We start from the raw sequence: 227 nt of genomic DNA, 5'->3' as shown, positions 1-227 counted from the left end.
GACCTGTCCTCTTTGGACGATAGCGCCGGAGTAGCGGCCAATGCCGCGGACATTGCCAACAACACTACGGCGATCGGTAACAATGCTTCGAACATCTCAACCAACACTACGAACATTTCGAACAATGCGAGTGCGATAGCAACGAACACTTCGGACATTGCCAACAACACTACGGCTATAGGTAACAATGCCACGGATATTTCGAACAACGCTACGAACATATCCAA

The 227-nt window shown here is 49.3% G+C and carries 1 protein-coding gene; it reads right to left on the bottom strand.

The features are described 5' to 3' along the window. On the bottom strand, positions 1-227 hold a 227-nt coding region (locus AB9K32_RS00035), incomplete at both ends, for a hypothetical protein (RefSeq protein ID WP_369883997.1).

The organism is Allomuricauda sp. XS_ASV26, from assembly GCF_041224615.1.
Lineage (GTDB): Bacteria > Bacteroidota > Bacteroidia > Flavobacteriales > Flavobacteriaceae > Flagellimonas > Flagellimonas alginolytica.
The sequence above is the reverse complement of the archived record's forward strand: the minus strand, read 5'-3'. Positions and strand labels throughout refer to the sequence as shown.